Source organism: Cognatundibacterium curvum (assembly GCF_014284235.1).
Taxonomy (GTDB): Bacteria; Pseudomonadota; Gammaproteobacteria; order Burkholderiales; family Burkholderiaceae_D; genus Undibacterium; species Undibacterium curvum.
In genome coordinates, this window is sequence record NZ_JACOGD010000047.1 from 1 (window position 1) to 264 (window position 264).

1 protein-coding gene is annotated in these 264 nt (G+C 61.7%); it reads left to right on the plus strand.

Translation table 11 applies throughout. From position 1 onward, the window contains the following. On the plus strand, positions 1 to 264 hold a 264-nt coding region (locus H8K43_RS18805; protein WP_186905267.1), incomplete at both ends, for an AMP-binding protein.

A 264-nucleotide genomic window follows, 5' to 3' on the forward strand; every position in this document is an offset into this window, starting at 1 on the left:
TGGTGATTGTGGCCGAAGGCGCAGAACTTGGTGCGCTGCCTTGCCCCAGCCTGAGCGTATCGGAATCGGATATCGCTGGGCATAACGATGAGCAATCTGAAGCGCTGCCCCCGGTCATCGGCAATGGCGACAGCCTGGCCTATCTGATCTACACCTCAGGCTCCACCGGCACGCCCAAAGCCGTCGGCGTCAGCCATAGCGCAGCACTCAATCTGACCTACGCGCGCAAAGCTGGCTATGATCCGCTGGTTCCGGGTGACCGCG